An 18349-nucleotide genomic window follows, 5' to 3' on the forward strand; every position below is an offset into this window, starting at 1 on the left:
AATTACACCCCCGTTCCAATGATTAAATTGCCGTAGAGGTCCACGGTTAAGGTTTGTCCCGGATAAATCACCGTGGAAGCGGAGGGCTCCTCCACAATGGCCGGTCCTTCAAGGGTTATATTGGCAGCCAGCTTGTCCCGGTCGTAAACCCTTGTCTCCAGCCAACCGGCTCCCTCATAAAGCACCGGGCGGGTTTCCAGCAGCGCCTCCGCCGCCGTGCCCGCGGTATTTTGCAGCTTATAAAATTCCGGCTTCTGCACCCGGCCAAAGGCTACCAGGTGCAGGTTCACAATTTGGGTTTGCGCCCCTTCCAGTTTAAAGGTGTAGTAATGCTGGTGCAGTTCGTGGAAGCGCCGCACCATTTCCTGTATCGTCTCCTGGTCCCATTCCCGGTCCGGAACCGGCACCTTTACGGTATGTTCCTGGCCCAGGTAGCGCATGTCCACAAATTTTGAGAAAACAATCTTCTCTTGCTCCATCTCCTGGGCCTGATATTCAGCCAGGGCCCGGGCTTCCATCTTCCGCCATTCTTCATTCAGTTCCTTCAGATCCAAGTCCTGAACCCTGCGAATATGGGTTTGAATATAATCGCTGCGCAGATCGGTCATTAACATGCCCCAGGCGGAAAATACCGAAGCCGCCACCGGAATGATCACCTTGCCTACTCCCAGTTCCCTGGCCAGGGCCGCTGCGTGCATGGGGCCGCCTCCGCCAAAGGCAACCAGGGTAAATTCCCGGGGGTCGTAACCCTTTCTTACGGAGATCAGTTTCAGGGCATTAAGCATGTTGGCGTTGGCAATACGAATGATGCCCAAGGCCGCTTCGTCAACGGGAATCTTAAAATGCCGGGCCACCTTCTCGTAAACCGCCCGGCTCACTTCCTCCAGGTTGACCTCATTATCAAAATTCTTTGCCGACAGCCGGCCGGTCAGTAAACTGGCATCGGTGGTGGTAGGCTCGCTGCCGCCCCGGCCGTAGGCTACCGGTCCCGGCAAAGCGCCGGCGGACTGGGGTCCCACCCGAAGGGAGCCGGCATCGTCAATCCAGGCAATGGAACCGCCTCCGTTGCCGATTTCCACAATATCCACCACCGGAACTTTAATGGGATAACCGGCGGTACGATCGGTTTTTTCAATCTTATAATCGGTGGTGACCTTTACTTCACCCTTGTCAATTAGTGAGCATTTAGCCGTGGTGCCGCCAATATCAAAGGCAATGATATTTTTTTCTCCCAGCAGTTGTCCCAGCACCGCCGCCCCAAAAACCCCCGCCACCGGGCCGGATTCCACCATATTGATGGGAGTTTTCTTGGATTGAGCAAAGGTGGTGGTGCCGCCGTTGGACTGCATGATATACTTTTTGCCCTGGGCGCCGGTTTCCGCAAGCTTTGCTTCCAGACGGTCAATATAGGATGAAGCAACGGGTTTAACGTAGGAATTCAGCACACAGGTGCTGGTACGCTCGTACTCGCGCCACTCCTTGGTCACCTCACAGGAAGCCGTTACGGCCACTTCCGGCCAGAGTTCCTTAATGATCTCCACGGTTTGCTGCTCATGAGCAGGGTTGGCGTAGGCATGCAGATAGGTTACGGCAATGGCCTCCACCTTTTCCTTTTTAAAGTACTCCACCGCCTGCTTCACCTGTTCTTTGTTCAAAGGAGTCAGTACTTCCCCCTTGTAATTAAGCCTCTCCTCCACTTCCTGCCGCAAATAACGGGGCACAAAGGGCCTGGGCTTTTCATAGCGAAGGTTGTAAAGATCCGGCCGGTTGCCTCGGCCCAGTTCTAAAACATCCCGAAATCCCTTGGTTGTGATTAACCCGGTTTTTGCTCCTTTCCGCTCCGTAAGGGCATTAATGATCACTGTTGTGCCATGGATAAAGGCTTCCATCCCTTCCGGATCAACGCCGCTGTCCTGAACCACATGGAGGACCCCCTGTTCAAAACGGGGAGGTGTGGTGTGGCTTTTGGCAATCCTGATTCTGCCCTGTTCATCAACAGCAACCAGATCCGTGAATGTTCCGCCGATATCAGTTGCTACCCGCATCGTTACCCACCTTTCTTTGTTAGAAAATTATGCGCAGATCTTTTCAGAAAATTAATGGTGTCAGTACGCTGATAATTTTTGAGTTATGTTCCAGGGGATTAACCCAAAAATGAGGTAAACTGGATGGATAGTGAATGGAATCTCCCTTTTGAATCAAATATTCTTTGCCGTCAATATTAAAAATAACCGCTCCTTCCAGAACGTAGTTAAATTCTTCGCCGGGATGATTAAAAACCGTATCGTACTGTTTCCCCGGCGGCAGGATTACCAGCATGGGCTCTAATTTCTTCTCTGTAAAATCGCCGGCCAGGCGGACATATTCCGAACGGCAGCCTTCAATTTTAAAGGGTTGCTGTTCCTGAGCTTTAACCACAAAGGTATGGTTCTGGTAACTTTCAAAAAAGGTGGTGATGGGTACGTTAAAAGCGTCGGCGATTTTCTTTAAGGAGGTAATGGCCAAGGAAGAGGTTCCTCGTTCTACCTGGGAGAGAAAACTAACGGATAATCCAGTCTTTACGCTTAATTCCTTCAAGGTTAAATTCTGCTGATTCCTTAACATCTGGATTTTCTCACAAATCTGATCCATTTTCTGATTATTGCCCCCTGTCAAAGATGTCATTTTGTCTAAACGCTGGACAAATTACCGTATTACTAAATAATTTTACACTATATGTGAAAATTTTCTAGTCCTATGGTAACAATTTCAGAATTGTATTTTGTATTCTTTTTTGTCACAACCTCCAATTTATCGACACTATCCTACAAAAAAACACATCCCGGATGTAAATTCCGGGATGTGTCCACATCTTACAAAAAAAGTTCAATCCTTTATCTTTATGCGATCAAGATGCCAATCATGTAGTTTGCTGAAAAGGGTTAAGGCTGCAACCGCCCCGCAAAGGGCTAAAAACATATCCCACTGGGTGTCCCAAACATCTCCCTGGGTGCCCAGAAAAGCTTCGGCAGCAGTCCCTGTAGCCACTGCCACCCACCACTCAAGCAACTCGTAAAAAGCACTGACGGAAAGACAAATACTGAGCACCATAAAAAAGAGTCCCGGGCCTTTTCTAAAAGGAGAAAGCCGCAGGAGAATCTCCCGGGCGATTAACGCCGGCACAAAGCCCTGGGCAAAATGCCCTACCCGGTCGTAGTGATTGCGGGTTAAATCAAAGGTATCCCTAATCCAGTTAAAAAGGGGCACCTGGGCATAGGTGTAATGCCCTCCCACCATCAGGAGAATCATATGGGCGGCAATGAATAGATAAATCAGACCGGTAAATTTAAATCTGCGGTAGGTGGCTGCCAGGATACTTAAACCGATCAGGACCGGCAGGACCTCCAAAAACCAGGTAAACCGGTCTCTGGGATAAATGCCGGACCAGATAAAAACCATAAAGACCAGGAAAAGTAGGAAAACTAAAAACTTCCTGTTCATTTTTTTCTCCCTTCAAAGGGGTCCGAGGAAAACCTTTTTTATTCAACCTGAATCAGATAGGCATAGCCCTTGAATACCTTCACCCGGGCGGTTAGCTCTCCCTGCCGGGATTTTTCCTCCAGTTCCGTTCCGGTGTTTTCGGGCACAAAGAATTTATCCAGGCTGTAGTCAACATGAGCCACGTCCTGACCCTCTTGATTCTTGGTGATATATTGGATTTTACCCTTGAGATAATACCCTGTTTCCGGCTCCTTTATCTGTATGCTGTCCACATCGTAATGGTTCCCGGTCTTTTTCAAAACCACATAAAGGTCCTTGTTCTGAAAGGAATCTTTTTGAAACTCAGCGGGGAATCTGGACACCGGAATATCCGAGATTTGGTAATTCAATACCACATGGTCTCCCCGCAGCAAATCCCGGGGATCATAGGGCGCTGTCTGCAATAGGATCTCCTGGCCCAACCACAAGGTGGCCAGGGGCTTGATGCAGAGGCCCAGCAGGATCAGGATCGGTATCAGTGAGGCAATGAAATATTTCCGTTTATTGTCCAACGCCCAGTCCCCCCTTCTTTCTTCTCAACCGTTCAAAATAGTAACCAAAGCCTAAAAGCAGCAGGCCGCCTAAGATAAAGAAAGCGGATTTGGGCATAAAGTCAATGAAGGTATCGACGTAATAACGGAAGATGATGGCACAGATGAAAACTAGTGCCGTCAAGTTTTCCTTCCGGGTCAGGTATAACAGGTAGATCATCAGGGCCACTGCAAAAACACTGCTGGCAAGACGGCCTGCGGCGAGGTCGAGCTGCAGGCCGGGATAAAGAGGCCCCCGCCACATTTCCGGCAGTGTAAGAAACAAGCCTGCCACCCCCATCACGAGAGTGCCCTGGAGGCGGTAGACCGCCGTATTCATTTTTAGAGGCAAGTAATACAGGGCCAGCCCCAGGCCGAAGAACAGCAGACCAATATAAAACTGGTCCATATCCAAGACATGGGTTAAAAGCAGCACCGCATCCAAGGTAATCAGGTTAATAAAGAACAGGATCATCCGGGAATGGTCCAAATACCGGTTGCAGTAATAAAGCGCCGGGATCAAGGCCAGGATCATATAAGGGTATCCATCCAGGGCAAAATAACCGCTGACATAGATGATGACCAGCACACAGGTAAAAAGATAGACCAGCTTATCCCTGAACAAAGCCGCTATGGGGAAAGCTCCCAGTGCCCACAGTAAAAACGCGCCGGTAAAATGGCCGCCGAAGTTAAACATCTGCCCAATTAGGAAGATGCCGGCCCCATAGGTTAACACCCCGATGTACAAAAGGCTTTTGCTTGTTTTGGGATAAGGGCCGGATATTTGATAACTAGCCAGCATGGCCCCCAGGAAGACTGCCAAAATAATGGATAATTTGGCAGCCTTACCTAGTTCGGCCCAGTTGGATGCAATGAAGGACAATATCCCGAGGCCAACCAGCAGGGCTCCGATGGTCAGCATGATCCGGATAAAACTAAGCCCCTGCTTTGTTTCGTAATCGGTCAGCATCTGAAGTTTTTGCTCTTCTGAAATAACGCCCCTTTCCTGCTGGTATTGCAATTCCCGGTCCAGGAATTGCAATTGCTCTCTGGTCAATTGCCTTTTCAATCTTTTCAACGCCCTTCAGTCAATTTTTCTTTTAGTTGCTATGGCGCAACCGGGCAATCCATTTTTGGACTTCAATAAAGCCCAGCATGACCAGGCAAAGCCCCAGAATGGTCAGCCACTGGACGGCATCCAGGGGAACCAATCCAAACAGATTGCGCACAGGTGGAATAATCATGACCATGATTTGCAGCATGGCAGAGCCAAAAAAGGCCAGCCATAACATGGGATGTTCTTTCACTTTAATGGAAAAAATACTGTGCCGTTCGCTTTGGAATCCGATGCAGGCAAAGAGCTGCGCCAAGGACAGCGTCAGAAATGCCATGGTGGTGCCCACAATGCCTTTGCCCCCCAGAACGTAGGCGGCAAGAGTTAGAATGGCTTCCGCAGCGCCTACAATCACAATGGAGCGCCAGTCACGTCCGGTAAAGAAGGGCAGTTTGCTGTCCCGGGGCTTTCTGTCCATAATATCCTTTTCCGCCGGTTCAACCCCCAGGGCCAGGGCCGGAAAAGCATCGGTCACCAGGTTAATCCATAAAATGTGTATGGGCGCCAGCAAGTGCCATCCAGCCATGGTGGCGGTTAAAATGGCCAAAACCTCGCCGGCGTTGCAGGAAAGCAAAAAGCGCACGGTTTTATGGATGTTGTTGAAAATGCGCCGCCCTTCCTTTACCGCCGTCACAATAGTGGCAAAATTATCGTCGGTAAGCACCATGTCGGAGGCCCCCTTGGATACGTCGGTGCCGGTGATGCCCATGCCTACGCCGATGTCGGCGGCTTTAAGGGCCGGAGCATCGTTCACGCCGTCTCCGGTCATGGCCACCACTTGGCCGCGTTTCTGCCATGCCGCCACAATGCGGGTTTTATGCTCCGGTGCTACCCGGGCATACACGCCGATCCGGTCCACCTGCCGGTCCAAATCCTCCTCGGACATTTTCTCCAATTCCGCACCTAAAAGGGCTTTTCGTCCATCGGACAAAATGCCTAAGTCCTCGGCAATGGCCACGGCGGTAATCTTATGGTCGCCGGTAATCATCACCGGAAGAATCCCCGCATGGCGGCAAACGTCGATGGCCTCCCGGGCCTCCGGACGGGAGGGGTCAATCATGCCTGCCAGCCCGCAAAAGGTTAACTGGCTCTCCACCGCCCCGGCATCCGTAAAGTCCGCCGCTGGAGCGTCTTTATAGGCAAAAGCCAATACCCGCAGGGCTTGTTTGGCCATCTCTTCGTTGACCTTTTCGATTTCCAGGCGTCTTTCAGCATCCAAAGGAACCGCACCGCCGCCGGAACGATGTTCCTGCACACAGCGGTTAAGCAAAACATCCGGCGCTCCTTTGACAAAGATGCGCATTCCCTCTCCGGAGGGATGTTCCACCGCCACCGTTGAAAGCTTCCGCTCGGAGTCAAAGGGAATTTCTCCCATGCGCTTGCGTAACCGGACCTCTTCGGCGCTCCAATGCTGTTCCTTAAGGATGTAATCAATTAAAGCCGTCTCGGTGGGGTCGCCCAGGGGTTTGTTGTTTTCATCCAGTTTCGAGTCGTTGCAGTGTCCCATGGCGTCACATAACAGTTCCGTATCTTCACTCCAAATTTTCTTAACGGTCATGCGATTTTGGGTAAGGGTCCCGGTCTTATCAGAACAGATAACCTGTGTGGAACCCAGGGTCTCCACCGCAGGCAGACGACGGATAATGGCTCCCCGTCCGGCCATACGGGACATGCCCATGGCCAGCACAATGGTAACCACCGCCACCATCCCTTCCGGAATGGCCGCCACGGCAAGAGACACCGCCGTAAGGAACATCTCCAGCGGTTCTCTGCCGCCTAAGAGGCCTATACCAAAAATCACCGCCGCAATACAAATGACACCCACTGAAATCACGTTGGAAATTTGATTCAGTTTTCTTTGCAAAGGAGTGATTTCTTTCCGGGTGGAGGCCAATTGTCCGGCAATGGCTCCCATTTGCGTATTCATGCCGGTGGCAATCACTACGCCGCTGCCTCGCCCATAGGTAACGTTGGTGCCCATGTGCGTCATGTTTAACCGGTCTCCTAAGGCAGCCTCAGGATCATCCAAGGAGTCGCTGATTTTTTCCACCGGAACCGATTCCCCGGTGAGCGCCGATTCTTCTACCTTCAGGGAGGCGCTTTCAATCAACCGAAGGTCGGCAGGAATGCTGTCTCCCGCTTCCAGCAGGACCACATCCCCTACCACCAGGTCCGCAGCCGCAACCTTGGCCACCGCGCCGTCACGCAGTACCCGGGCGGTAGGAGCCGCCATTTGTTTCAAAGCTTCCAGAGCCGCTTCAGCCTTGCTTTCCTGAATGGTGCCCAGAATGGCGTTTAAAAGAATCACTACCGCAATAATGGCAGAATCCACCCATTCGCCAAGAACGCCGGATATGGCCGCAGCGGCGATAAGCACCCAGATCATGAGATCCGCAAACTGAGTTAGGAATATAGAGAACAGTGTTTTCCTTTTTCCTTCCTCCAGCTTGTTGGGACCGTTCTGTACCAACCGGCGTTCAGCCTCGGCGTTGGTTAATCCCTCTGTTCCGCTTTGCAAGCTATCCAGTACTTCTCGGGTTGAGAGAATATGCCATCCTTTTTGTTCCAACAGCAATCCCACCTTTTATAAAATTTGTCAACCATGCCTGTCAAATCTTATGCATTTAGCCTTCCGGGTATTTTCACAATACAATATATTTTACTGGATCTTCTTTATTTTTAACCATGGTTCTCCCCCCCTTACGATTTATTTATTAAAAAAATCCATTCTTGAATATGGGATAACTTTTCACTATTCTATCATAAAAAAGTATAGTAAATAATGACAACAATATTAAATAATAAACCGGAACTCCTTCATGGGAATTCCGGTTTATTATCTCACCGTTCTGGCTCAGATATGGCTAATCTTTTATACTTTAAATTTATCTACCATCTCATTTAAATCATCGGCCATTTTATTAAGCTGTTCTGTGGCCGAGGCCACTTCCTCCATGGCCGCCGTTTGTTCTTCGGCTGTGGCGGAGACATTTTGCACCCCGGCGGAAACCTGCTGTGACGCCGAGGCAACATTTTGAATTTGTCCCGCCAGTCCTTCCACAGAACGAATAATTCCATTGAAGTGGATACCCACTTCTTCTACCACGGAATTTCCCTCTTGGACCTGTTTGTTTCCTTCAGTCATCGCTTCCACCGCTTTTTGGGATTCAACCTGCACCTGGGAGATTAAGAGGTTAATGTCCTTGGCCGCGTCCGCGGATTGCTCGGCCAGTTTGCGGACTTCTTCCGCCACAACGGCAAAGCCGCGGCCGTGATCTCCGGCCCGCGCCGCTTCAATGGCCGCATTCAGGGCCAATAAATTGGTTTGATCCGCGATGTTGGTAATCAAATCGACAATTTGGTTGACCCGGTTTAAGGTGTTGGTTAATTCCTCCACCACTCTGGAGGCATCCCCGCTGGAAGAAGAGATTAATTCCATCTGACTGGTGATCTGCTTAACTCCCTGGAAACCCTCCTCGGCCTCCCGGGAGACTTTTTCCGATAGCGTCGCTACTTCCTGGGCATTATTGGTTACTTGTTCCATGGTAGAAGCAATCTCCACCACCGTAGCGGCGGTTTCCGCCGATCCCGCCGAAGTTTGCTGGGCCTGTGCGGCCAGTTGTCTGGCTGATTGGTTCAAATGAACCGAGGAACTTTGCAGCTTTAAAATGATCTCTTTAAAGGCTTGCTGCATTTTATTTAGGGCCTTGGCTAATTGGCCCAATTCGTCCGCCGACTTGATTTCAATGCCTTCGGAAAAATCCCCTTGCGCATACCGGGAGGAAACCTTGTTCACCTTCTCCAGGGCTCTGGTAATGGGTTTGGCAATAAAGTAGGCGAGGCCCAGTCCCAACAGCAGCCCCAGCAGCAGCATGGTCAGCAGGATGCTGCTGATGTGAGTTTCTTTGTTTTTTATGTTGCTCCCATCCCGTTGCATTTGCTGTTCCTGATAAGCGGTAAATTTTTTGATTGCTTCAATGGCCCGATCATTGGCAGGGGTGCCCGATATTTGCATATAGGTGGCAGCATACTCCGGACCTTCTGTCTCATAAAGAGAAAAGACCACCGGCGGGTATTGCTCAAACTCCCCCAGGGCTTGTTTAACCTGTTCGAAAAGCTCTCGCTGCTCTTTTGATACAATCTGTTTGTCCAGGTAAGCCAGGTGCTCATTGGCCTTTTTTTGGGCATCCTGATATTCCTGTAAAAAAATTTCATCCCCCGTTGCCAGGTATCCTCGAACCCCGGAGGCCTGACGGACATAATTAAAGGCCAGTTCTTGAGAAGCATTGGTCAATGGAATATCCCGTTCTGAAAGATGCACGGTTTGTTCAACCAATTGCCCGATCTGGTAGTAGGTAAAACCGACGATCACCGACATCAGCAAAATAATCGATATAAACCCTGCCCAAATTTTGGTTGAAATCTTTTTCAATAGGTTGTTCCTTCCTTCCATTATTTTTATAGCCCTGCTAAAACTTTTACGGCAACTGCGCCGAGTCAGTATGCATGATTATAATGGAGGGGAATGTTTTTAGACTTTCCTTTCGGTTGCGGGGCCGCCCCTTTCGTACCCTTGTCCACCGTCCTGCCAGGTCTTGCATTCCGTATTTTTTCTATGCCGTTCGTTTGACACTGTCCGGGTCGATTCCCAGGATGGAAAATATTTTGGCCAGATACTTTTTCCCGGACCTTTCGCCGTGTAGAATATGGTTCAGATAGATTTTACTGGTGCCGATCTCTTTGGCCAGTTGCACCTGAGTTTTCCCGACTTCAATCAGCCGCTTCCTGATGATGATGCCAACCTGGGTCAGTTTCCTTTTTTGCAAGGGCGCTCCTCCTTTCCTACAGCGCTTTGGATCATTAAAGGATGTCACCATCCCAATGAATTTTAAGAAACTGATAAATGGATTACCGGTTCGTTTCTTTCCCCTAAGCTACGCCCTTTCTGTGGTTTTACTCTTCAGTTTTCGTTTCGCTTTGTTGTATTTTTGGAAATAATGTATGCTAGAATTCTTTCAATGATAAAATAGTTTATCTAAAAAACAGTCCATTTAAAAATAAGATTACACGTATATAAGTGTATAGTCAACAAAATGTTTTATTTTTCGTGCAAAAACCTTCTTGATGTGAAAACATATGCGGAAAGGAGATTTTTATTGAATATTGGGGCGAGAATTAAAGAATTGAGGAACCTGGTTAAGATTAGTCAGGAAGAACTGGCGGATAAAATTAAGGTATCGCGAGGTAACGTAGGGGATTGGGAAAGGGGCAGGGCCAAGCCCGGAGCGGAGGCTTTACTACTTTTGTCAAGATTTTTTAATGTATCAGTGGATTGGATTCTTACGGGAGAAATGTTACAAAATACGGATTTATTTTCCCAGAGCTGCGGAAAAGAAATTTCTCCAAGGGATTTGGAATTGCTGGCAAAATTCCACCAACTAGCTCCCCGGGATCAAATTAAAGTAGAAGGCTTTATTGAAGGGTTGCTTTATAGTCAGACACTGTCGTCCAACGGAAAGGAATCCACCGGCAGGGCCAATGAAGGGGCTTAATTTTTTACGTTATCTTGATAAACTTATTTATCATACAGCTTGTGTCAACCATTAAGGAGCCGGGCCATTTGCCCGGCTCCTTGTTTTTCAACAAGCTTTGATCTACCGGATTTCTTCTATAATATAATTTGCGCTGTGATCCCGGTCATGATCGTATTACCCCCTGCCGCTTCTCCCTGGTTAATCTTCGATCCAGCATGCCGGTGGTCAAATATACGCCGGTAAAGACCAACAGGCCGCCGCCGATCTGGGCGGTCGTAATCTTTTCACCAAGCACCCCGCTGATAATGGCGGTGAAAAAAGGAATCAGGTTTAAGAAGATTCCGGCTTGGCTGGCTCCAATGGCACGAACGGACATATTCCAGAAAACATAGGAAAATAACGAGGGAAAAATGACCATATATAAAATCCCCGTTACAGCCAAGGGGCCGATTTTTTGCGTATCAATGCCTTGGGCCAGGGCAAAGGGAACCATCAGCAGCGTGGCGATTAAAGCGGATACCGCCGTGGCTGTGATGGGCGGGACGGCGGTAAGACGCTTGCCGACGATGGAATACAAGGTCCAGATCACAACGGCGGCCAGCATCAGCAAATCCCCTTGGTTATATTCGGTATACAGGACTTGACTCAGGCGGCCCTGGGTTAAAATGACTAAAGCTCCGATGAGGGAAACCAGCACTCCGGAGGTCTGAATTCCCGAAATTTTCTCCCCCAGCAGAAAGACCGAAAACAACACGATAACACCGGGGTTTAAAGCGCTGACCAGGGCCGCGTTGGTGGCTGAAGTATAGGCAAGGGCGGAATAAAGCACCAAGTTGTATCCGATAATGCCCAGCACCGCCATGGCCGTCAGAGCGGGCCAGCTCTTTCTCACTATTTTCAACTCCGGCTTTTCCAGCCAAAAAGCCGTCGGCAGCAGCAGCAAAGAGGCTAACAGCCAGCGGGAAAAGGTAATCCAGAGGGGCGTCATCTCGGCAATAACATATTTGCCAAACACATAATTGCCCGCCCAAAATAAATTGCACAGTACCAGCAGCAGCCAAACCCGGTGTTTTGCCATTTGATAAACTCCTTACTCCCTTTGGTAAATGTCTATTAATAATCAAACCCAAATGCCAGCCCTCTCCAAACCCGGTGAGGGGCTGCTCAAAAAGAATCCCCTGCCGGAATATATGCCGGCTATTGGCGGTAGGACTCCCAGAGCAATTCAATGGTATGACGGACTTTTACTTTGCGGCCGGCCTGGTTGAGGCCGTCCTCCATCTGCATACGGCAGGCGGAACAGCCGGTGGCAACCCATTCGGCGCCCACGCTTTCAATATCGGCCATCTTCCGCTGGGTGATCTGCAGGGAAAGATCGTAATGAGAAGCACTGAAGGTCCCGGCACAGCCGCAGCAGGCCTGGGACCGGGGAAGTTCAACGTACTCCAGGCCCGGTATGGCCCGGAGGATCTCCCGGGGCTGGGCGGTGATCCCCTGCCCCCTTCCTAGATGGCAGGGATCATGATAGGTCACCCGGCCTTTAAGGGGCCGTTGAATAGGCTGCCGCCAACTAGGCAGGGTCACAATAAATTCGGCAATATCCCGCACTTGATCCGCCATGGCCCGGGCTTTGGCCTCATAAACAGGGTCTCCGGCCAACAGAACCGGTATCTCCTTTTTTAAAGCGGTGCCGCAGGAACCGCAGAGCACGATGATGGCGTCCACCGGTTCCGGCAGGGAAGCAAATTCGTCCACATTGATCCGGGCCATTTCCTTGGCTGCGGCCCGGTCCCCGGAGACCCGGGCAGGGGTTCCGCAGCAATGCTGGTTGCGGGGAATGATCACATCCAAACCGTTGGCGGTTAATACCTTTACCGCGGCTTCGGCGGTTTCAGGATAAAGGAAATTGGCCATGCACCCGGTAAACAAGGCCACCTTTCCCTGGCGGGGCTTTTCAGCCCGCACCCGTTCCAGGCATCCATTGCGGAAAGAGCGGGACGCCACCGGGTGCAGCAGCCTGCGCTGATCCAAGCCCAGGGGATAACGGGGCAGCATTCCCCCAACTCCCGGCACCCTGCGAAAGCAAAAACGCTGCAGGCCCGGCAGCAGGGCCATGAAGGAATTAAAAATCTTCCGGTTCTTCAGCCCTAGATTAAAGATCACTCGCTTTAACAGCGGCAGACCCCGCCGGTTGACCACCAGGGTCCGGCCGGCCTCTACAATTTCATTGGTTTTCACCCCGGCGGGACAGCTATTGACACAGGCGCTACACAAAAGACAGTGGGAAAGTAAACGCTCAATTTCCTGGTTCACCGGCAGCAGCCCTTCCTGAACCGCCCTCAGCAGCCGTACTTTTCCCCGGGCGGTATAGGATTCCACCCCAATCTCCTTAAAGATGGGGCAGACGGCCTGGCAGGCCCCACAGCGGATACATTTAATCATTTCTGCTTCAAGGTTGCAACCTTCCTGTTTTATCTGCTGCATACTCATGACTCCCCGAACATAACGCCCGGATTCATAATTCCGTTGGGATCCATGGCCTGTTTGATGGTTTTCATCAAATGCAACGGACCTTCCCCGAACTGCCGGTTCATATATTTGGCTTTTAACCGTCCAATGCCATGCTCTCCGGTAATCACGCCGTCAAAGGAGAGAGCGGCTTCCACCAGGTCGTCGATGGCCGCTTCCACCCGTTTCATTTCTTGATCATCCCGTTCATCACAGGAGAAGGTGGCGTGCAGATTGCCATCCCCGGCATGTCCCACCGTTGCAATAATGATTTTTTGCTTACGGGCAATTTCCTGGATTTTAGCTACCATGCCGGGAATTTTGGAACGGGGGACGGTAAAGTCTTCCCCAATAATGGTGGGATTCAACCTGGACATGCTGGCAAAGGCGGCCCGCCGCGCCTTCATAATTTCTTCGGCTTCCGCATCATCCCGGGCAATACGGATTTGCGCAGCCCCGGCATCCCGGCAAACCTCGGCCATGCGGTTCATTTGTTTGTCCAGGATTTCTTTGTCCCCGTCCACCGCCAAAATCAGCACCGCTCCGGCATCCAAGGGAAAACCGATATGGGAGTATTCTTCGATATTGCGGATATAAACCTGGTCCAGAAACTCGATCATGGCGGGTACAAGGCCGCTGGAACCGATCCTGGCCACCGCCTCCGCCGCCGCTTCCATGGTCTGAAATACGGCCAGGCCGATCCTGGTTGCCTCCGGCCGGGGCACCAGTTTTAGAATAATCCGGGTAATCACCCCGAGAGTCCCTTCCGAACCCACAAATAAACGGGTTATATCGTAGCCGGTGACGTTCTTCAAAGTTCTGGAACCGGTGCTAATGATCTCGCCGCTGGGGAGTACAACCTCCAGTCCCAAAACATAGTCCCTGGTAACCCCGTATTTTAGGCAGCGGGGTCCTCCGGCATTCTCAGCCACATTGCCGCCCAGGGTAGAAAACTCCGCACTCTGGGGGTCCGGGGGATAAAACAGTCCCCTTTTTGCTGCCTCTCTCTGCAGATCACCGTTAATCACGCCGGGCTCAACCACAGCCAGCATATTGTCCGGGTCAATTTCAATGATCCTGTTCATGTTGTTCAGGCTGAGAATAATGCAGTCTGCCACCGGCAGGGTGCCCCCGCTCACATTGGAGCCGGCCCCCCGGGGAATGACCGGTATCCCTTTTTCATTGGCCAGCTTGATTACTTCGCTGACCTGGCGGGCATCTTGGGGCAATACCACCACTCCCGGCAGATTGCTTATCTGCAGTTTTAAGGGGGATGCATCATAACTGTAGGAAAAAAGATGCTCCCGCTTGGTTAAAACCTTGGTTTCCCCCACAATTTGTTTAAGGCGCAATAGAACCTCAGGATCCAAATTTCTACACCACCTTGTTGCTATTCTTATAAAGCAGCGAATTCTTTATGCCTGCACAAACCTCAAGTTTAATCACAAAAAAACACCCTCCAATGAGGATGTCAATATCTTTAACCCCTTCATTCTACCATACTACTTTTAAATTAAATTAACCTTATTGTGCAAGTGCTACTTTAAAACATGCTGCCATTTCACCGTAAACTATTTAATTAGTTAATATAGCACAAATTTTACATTTTTCAATACTGGTTTTATTCATTTAAAACTACTTGGCTTCAGAGCTAAGAACTTACCATCACTCCGCCATTGACATGGATCACCTGTCCTGTTACATAACTTGCATCATCTGAAGCCAGATAGACATAGGCAGGAGCTAATTCAAAGGGCTGTCCGGCCCTTTTCATGGGTGTATCCGTACCAAAGACTTTAACCTGTTCGGCAGAAAAGCTGGCCGGAATCAGGGGTGTCCAGATAGGACCCGGGGCTACCGCATTGACTCGAATCCCCTGCTCAACCAGAGATTGGGACAAGGAACGGGTAAAGGAAACAATGGCCCCTTTGGTGGAGGAATAGTCGATCAACTGTTTGTTCCCTTCGTAGGCGGTTACAGAAGCAGTACTGATGATGGAACTGCCGGCTTTAAGGCAGGGCAACGCAGCTTTGGTTAAATAGAACAAGGGATAAATATTGGTCCGAAAGGTGTCATGCAGTTGTTCACTGGAGATATTCAAGATACTCTGTTGAGGAAATTGCACCGCCGCATTATTTACTACAATATCCAGACGGCCAAAGCATTGCATGGTCTGATTTACAATCTGAGCGGAAAAGGCCTCATTCCTTAAATCCCCGGCCAGGGCTAAACACCGGCGTCCCAGTTGTTCAATTCTGGCCTTGGTGGTTTCGGCGTCCTGGTGTTCATTAAGATAAACAATAACCACATCTGCGCCTTCCTTGGCAAAGGCGATGGCCACAGCCCGCCCAATGCCACTGTCCCCACCGGTAATAATGGCTACCTTATTCATTAATTTACTGCTTCCTAGGTAGGAAGGGTTCTCGGAAATGGGGATAGGGTTCATCAGATATTCCAAACCCGGCTGACGCGCCTGGTGTTGCGGTGGAAAGGTAATGGGTTTTTCCTCACATTTGGTTTCTTTCCCTACATAGGGATACATGGGAATCATTTTTACATCTCCTTCGTGTTTTTAAAACCATTTTATGCCAATTCAACAGATGGGTTCTTATGTAAATAAGGCCGTACAATAATAGGGTAACTTCCAATTATTGTACGGCCCTATTTTATACCGGGAAAAAAAGCATTACTGGCAGAATCCTTTGTGGCAGCCTGGTCCAAACCCATTGGGGCCGGATTTCTCAGGTAGCATTTTCTTTTGTTCTTCTGTCAGGATCGATTCAAACTCGGCTTTGTTTTTCTGGCGAATCTCCGAAAGTTTGTTTTTCAGTTCCTTTACTTCTTTCAGCTTCGCTTCAACTTTGGCTTCATCCGGGTTTTTCTGCAGCTTTAGCTGCTTTAATTCAAAAAACTTATCCTGAAGATTGATCTTCAGTTCCCGGGTTTCCTGGTAGTTCTTTTTTTGCATTTCGCGCAATTTGCTGTACTGCTCATCGGTGAGATTTAAAGATTTTAAATGATCTCCGGGATGTCTGGGCTGCGTCTGCGATGCTGCCGAGGCAATCTGAGCGATGCTAAAAATCAGCAGCAGCACAACCGAAAGATAGATTACTTTTTTTTGCATATCCGACCTCCTTATCATTTATTTTGTTTTCCGTTCTTATTGTACCCATTCTAAAGACTTTCAATAAGGAATTTTATTCATTAAAAATGATTTATTTAATTTTATTCAAAAAAATTTTGTAACTTTTTTAGGCTTTATCTTTATGCAGCCACTCCATCAGATTGTTTTCACGGGTCTTTTTAATTTGTATCAGGCTTTCCGGGGTCCAATCGTATAAACCGCTGCCGGTTTTGGCGCCCAGCTTTCCCTTTTCCATGGCTTCTTTTAAGAGGGGCGAAACCCCCGGGTTGTGGCAGAGATCTTGGATCAGGTAAGTGGAAATGTTATAGAAAATATCCAGTCCGCCCAAATCGGCGCTTTCCAGGGGACCGGTGGTTGCCAAACGGCGTCCCAAACTATATTTCACGGTGGTATCCACCGCCTCCTTGCTGGCAATGCCAGATTCCACAATATACAGGGCTTCACGAAGCAAAGCCAGTTGCAGGCGGTTGCCGATGAAGCCCAGGGCTTCCCGGTTTAAGGCCACCGGTTTTTTACCAATCTTCTCCATTAGCTGCCAGGTGGCATCCACCACCGGCTGGCTGGTGTACTTGCTGGGAACCACTTCCACCAGCGGAATCAATTGGGCCGGATTCCAAAAGTGAGCGGCAATAAAACGCTCTTTATAGGCCAAGGCCCCGGCAATAGAGGTGGGGCTGAGACCGGAAGTATTGGTGGCCAAGATGGTTTCCGGTGAGCAAAGCTGTTCGATTTGTGCAAAAACCTGTTGTTTCACCGCAAGATTTTCGGCAATGGCTTCAATCACAAAATCCACGTCTTTCACAGCCTCTTCCAGGATGGTGACGCCCTTAACCCGTTCCAGGATCCGGGGAATATCCTCTGCATCAACCAGGCCGTTTTCCCGGAAGGTTTCCAGAGCCTCCTTGATGTTTTGCAAGCCCCTCTGGATACTGGCTTCAGAACGGCCAAACATTCGTACCGGGTAACCGGCCGCCGCAAAGACCAGGGCAATCCCAAAACCCATGGTGCCGGTTCCCAGGGTGCAAATATTTTTAATTTCCTCGATTTTTTTCACCCAGCATACCTCCTTCAATGTGCATGATCATGCTTTAAAATCGATATTTTCAAGGCCGTAAGAAGCAATCAGCCCCTTTAAAGCCACCTGCTTTTCTTCCCCGGGTGTCTTATAAACCGGTGCTCCAGTAAAGCCCAGGGCCCTGAATTTGGCAACCCCCAAATGGTGGTAGGGAAGCAGTTCAACACCCGTAATGCTTGTATTTTCTACCAGAAACCGGCACATTTCCCGCAAATTCTCCTCCTGATCGTTGATCCCGCTAATTAACGGAACCCGCACCAGCACATGAGGGTGTATACGGGACATGGCAATGATGTTATCTAAAATCTGGCGGTTGCTGACTCCGGTCAATTGCCTATGGGTTTGGGGATCCATATGCTTTATATCCACCAGCACATGGTCCAGCAGCTCCAGAATATCTCTGGATGATTCCCAGGAAAAATAACCGCTGGTCTCAACCGCCGTATCGATGTTCAGTTTTTTACAGGCCGCCGCCAGGGACCTCAGAAACACCCCTTGAGCAAAGGGCTCTCCTCCGGAAAAAGTGACTCCTCCCCCGGATTCCCGGTAGAAAACCGCATCCCTTTGGACCGCTTTAACCACTTCCCCTACGGGGATCCGGAACCCCATTTTCTTTCTGGCGCCGGTAGGACAGATTTCACAGCATTGATTGCAAACCCGGCATTTTTCCTTGTCCAGAAGGGGATGTCCGTTCTCCATGACCAGCGCCTTGGCCGCACATGTGGACGTACATTGGCCGCAGCCAGTGCAGCGGTCTCTGAAAAACAAGATCTCCGGGTTGCTATTCCAGGATTCCGGATTGGCGCACCAGCGGCATCGTAAGGGGCAGCCCTTGAAAAAAATTGTGGTTCTAAGGCCGGGCCCGTCATGGACCGACCATCGCTGTATTTGAAAGATTTGACCGGTTGCTTCCATTTTCGCCGC

Annotated in this window: 16 protein-coding genes; 1 reads left to right on the forward strand and 15 read right to left on the reverse strand. The window is 49.9% G+C overall.

The window, feature by feature from the left end; genetic code table 11:
- Positions 1 to 2: 2 nt before the first annotated feature.
- The 8 genes from DESRU_RS10775 to DESRU_RS10810 form a co-directional block, all read right to left on the reverse strand.
- A complete protein-coding gene (locus DESRU_RS10775) occupies positions 3 to 2045 on the reverse strand; it encodes a hydantoinase/oxoprolinase family protein (RefSeq protein ID WP_013842138.1) in 2043 nt (680 codons plus the stop codon).
- A 43-nt stretch (positions 2046 to 2088) separates the two neighbouring features.
- Positions 2089 to 2631 carry a helix-turn-helix domain-containing protein gene (locus DESRU_RS10780; protein ID WP_013842139.1) on the reverse strand — a complete coding sequence of 181 codons (543 nt, stop codon included), beginning with the start codon at positions 2629 to 2631 and terminating at the stop codon, positions 2089 to 2091.
- Positions 2632 to 2865: 234 nt separating this feature from the next.
- Complete coding sequence (locus tag DESRU_RS10785) at positions 2866 to 3480, reverse strand: DUF2238 domain-containing protein (RefSeq protein WP_013842140.1); 615 nt, start codon at positions 3478 to 3480, stop codon at positions 2866 to 2868.
- A gap of 38 nt (positions 3481 to 3518) precedes the next feature.
- Positions 3519 to 4031, reverse strand: coding sequence for a GDYXXLXY domain-containing protein (locus DESRU_RS10790; protein ID WP_013842141.1), 513 nt, complete (start codon positions 4029 to 4031; stop codon positions 3519 to 3521).
- Positions 4021 to 5118: a DUF2157 domain-containing protein gene (locus DESRU_RS10795; RefSeq protein WP_013842142.1), complete on the reverse strand. Its 1098-nt coding sequence runs from the start codon at positions 5116 to 5118 to the stop codon at positions 4021 to 4023. The genes DESRU_RS10790 and DESRU_RS10795 overlap by 11 nt, the downstream gene beginning before the upstream one ends.
- A 31-nt stretch (positions 5119 to 5149) precedes the next feature.
- Entirely contained in the window at positions 5150 to 7732 is a 2583-nt protein-coding gene (locus tag DESRU_RS10800; protein WP_013842143.1) for a cation-translocating P-type ATPase, read from the reverse strand.
- Positions 7733 to 8035: 303 nt separating this feature from the next.
- Complete coding sequence (locus DESRU_RS10805) at positions 8036 to 9595, reverse strand: methyl-accepting chemotaxis protein (protein ID WP_238446275.1); 1560 nt, start codon at positions 9593 to 9595, stop codon at positions 8036 to 8038.
- 181 nt (positions 9596 to 9776) lie between these two features.
- Positions 9777 to 9989 carry a helix-turn-helix domain-containing protein gene (locus DESRU_RS10810; protein WP_013842145.1) on the reverse strand — a complete coding sequence of 71 codons (213 nt, stop codon included), beginning with the start codon at positions 9987 to 9989 and terminating at the stop codon, positions 9777 to 9779.
- Between the two features lie 330 nt (positions 9990 to 10319).
- Between DESRU_RS10810 and DESRU_RS19875 the strand changes: the two genes are divergently transcribed.
- Positions 10320 to 10715 carry a helix-turn-helix domain-containing protein gene (locus tag DESRU_RS19875; protein ID WP_013842146.1) on the forward strand — a complete coding sequence of 132 codons (396 nt, stop codon included), beginning with the start codon at positions 10320 to 10322 and terminating at the stop codon, positions 10713 to 10715.
- A 145-nt stretch (positions 10716 to 10860) separates the two neighbouring features.
- Here the strand turns inward: DESRU_RS19875 and DESRU_RS10820 are convergent, their stop codons facing one another.
- The 7 genes from DESRU_RS10820 to DESRU_RS10850 form a co-directional block, all read right to left on the reverse strand.
- Positions 10861 to 11775 (reverse strand): DMT family transporter, encoded by a 915-nt coding sequence (locus DESRU_RS10820; protein WP_013842147.1) that lies wholly within the window; start codon positions 11773 to 11775, stop codon positions 10861 to 10863.
- A 119-nt stretch (positions 11776 to 11894) separates the two neighbouring features.
- Positions 11895 to 13181 carry a (Fe-S)-binding protein gene (locus DESRU_RS10825; RefSeq protein WP_013842148.1) on the reverse strand — a complete coding sequence of 429 codons (1287 nt, stop codon included), beginning with the start codon at positions 13179 to 13181 and terminating at the stop codon, positions 11895 to 11897.
- A 2-nt stretch (positions 13182 to 13183) separates the two neighbouring features.
- Entirely contained in the window at positions 13184 to 14575 is a 1392-nt protein-coding gene (locus DESRU_RS10830; protein WP_013842149.1) for an FAD-binding oxidoreductase, read from the reverse strand.
- A 281-nt stretch (positions 14576 to 14856) separates the two neighbouring features.
- The gene (locus DESRU_RS10835; protein WP_013842150.1) at positions 14857 to 15756 is read right to left on the reverse strand and encodes an SDR family oxidoreductase; all 900 of its coding nucleotides are present in this window, start codon (positions 15754 to 15756) and stop codon (positions 14857 to 14859) included.
- A 135-nt stretch (positions 15757 to 15891) separates the two neighbouring features.
- Positions 15892 to 16329 (reverse strand): Spy/CpxP family protein refolding chaperone, encoded by a 438-nt coding sequence (locus tag DESRU_RS10840; RefSeq protein ID WP_013842151.1) that lies wholly within the window; start codon positions 16327 to 16329, stop codon positions 15892 to 15894.
- A gap of 127 nt (positions 16330 to 16456) precedes the next feature.
- Positions 16457 to 17404, reverse strand: coding sequence for a 3-hydroxyacyl-CoA dehydrogenase family protein (locus DESRU_RS10845; RefSeq protein ID WP_013842152.1), 948 nt, complete (start codon positions 17402 to 17404; stop codon positions 16457 to 16459).
- Positions 17405 to 17431: 27 nt separating this feature from the next.
- Positions 17432 to 18340: a glycyl-radical enzyme activating protein gene (locus tag DESRU_RS10850; RefSeq protein WP_013842153.1), complete on the reverse strand. Its 909-nt coding sequence runs from the start codon at positions 18338 to 18340 to the stop codon at positions 17432 to 17434.
- Positions 18341 to 18349: the final 9 nt, after the last annotated feature.

Origin of the sequence: Desulforamulus ruminis DSM 2154, from assembly GCF_000215085.1 — a bacterium.
Classification (GTDB): Bacteria; Bacillota; Desulfotomaculia; order Desulfotomaculales; family Desulfotomaculaceae; genus Desulfotomaculum; species Desulfotomaculum ruminis.